This window comes from Cutibacterium avidum ATCC 25577 (genome assembly GCF_000227295.1).
GTDB classification, from domain to species: domain Bacteria; phylum Actinomycetota; class Actinomycetes; order Propionibacteriales; family Propionibacteriaceae; genus Cutibacterium; species Cutibacterium avidum.
The window spans coordinates 1-1,427 of record NZ_JH165058.1 but is presented as its reverse complement, the minus strand read 5'-3'; the positions used below and the strand labels follow the sequence as shown (position 1 = coordinate 1,427).

1 protein-coding gene is annotated in these 1,427 nt (G+C 67.8%); it reads right to left on the bottom strand.

Annotation, left to right across the window (positions count from 1 at the left end; translation table 11 throughout):
* The coding region (locus HMPREF9153_RS11480; RefSeq protein WP_218915097.1) for an ISL3 family transposase at nt 1–1,211 on the bottom strand (1,211 nt) is incomplete at its 3' end.
* Between the last annotated feature and the right edge of the window lie 216 nt (nt 1,212–1,427).

Genomic DNA, 1,427 nt, shown 5'->3' with positions numbered 1-1,427 from the left:
CTCTTCGGACTTGAGGTGGGGGTCACGTGTCGAGGCCGCCGGCGATGAGCAGGCAGTGGAGGCGGTAGTTGTCGCGGTTGCGGATGCCGCGGGCGATGCGGTGGTGGAGTTCGATCAGGCCGTTCATCGCTTCGGTGGGGCCGTTGGACGCGCCCCCCGGTGTCGAAGTAGGCCAGGAACGCGTCGCGCCACTGTTTCAGGGTCCGGCCCAGACGCGCGATTTCGGGGATCGGGCAGGTCGGCAGAGCCTCGACGAGGTGCTCGGCCAGAGCCCGGCCCTCGGCTGGTGAGTTTGCGTGGTAGACCTCGCGGACGCGTTGCGCGGCTTGCCAGGCGATGAATACCTCTTCATGCGCGTGGTGGGCGTCGATCGCTGTGGCGAGGCGGTGTTTCTGCTTGTCGGACAGGTTCTCTGCTGAGGCTTTGAGGATCGTCTGGATCCCCAACAGCGGGTCGCCGGTGCGGCCTCGGTGGCCGAGGGTGGCTTGTTGGACGCGGCGGCGGACCTCGTCGACTGCTTTCGTGGCGAGGGCGACGACGTGGAAGGCGTCCAGCACCGCTGTCGCGTCGTCGAGGTGCTCGTCGATGGCGTTCTTGTAGCCCCGGAAGGGGTCCAGGGAGGCGACCTCGACCTGCCGCAACCAGTCAGGGCCGCGTTCCTGGAGCCAGGCTGAGTAGGCGGTTCCCGAGCGTTTCGGGACCAGGTCCAGCAGCCGGGTTCGTGGTGTGCCGTCAGCGGCGGGGGTGAAGTCGACCATGCCGGTGAGCATCTTCGGACCCCGGGTTCGTGGGTTCTTGTGATGCCAGACGTGTTCATCAACCCCCAGACGACGGACCCCGGTGAACCGGGACGGGTCGGCGTCAGCGGCCTGGAGGACCGGTTTGATCGCCCTCCACGCGGTCTTCCAGTCGATGCCGAGCTGGCGTGCGAGTCCCAGCACCGAAGCGTGCTCTCGGCGCAGTTGCGCCAAGACCCACCCGATGGCGCGCCGGGTCAACAGGACCCTGGGCGCGGCGACCGCCGGGTCTTGCTCGGTGAACGAGCCCTTGCCGCACAAGGGTTCGGCGCAACGCCACGTGCGGGTGCCCCACACAATCACGACCGCCGTGTCGCCGAAGGCAACATCGTGCAGGACCCGGGCACGGCGGCCGTGAGACCGCGCGAGAACGCCGCAGTCGGGACAGAATCCCTCGCCAGGGGCGGACTCCACCTCCACGGTGATCGTGTCGGGGCGCGCTCGACGGCGGTCACGTGCAGACCAGACAGGTCGATCAGGGCATCACAACGCGGGCAGTAGTCGGTAGACTCACACACAGTCGGGGTCTTCTTGGAACAGCGAGTTTGGTCGCTGCTGACCCTGCCGAAGACCCCGACCCCTCACCACACCGGGCCACGACTACCCACCCCACCCCAAGTCCGAAGAGCC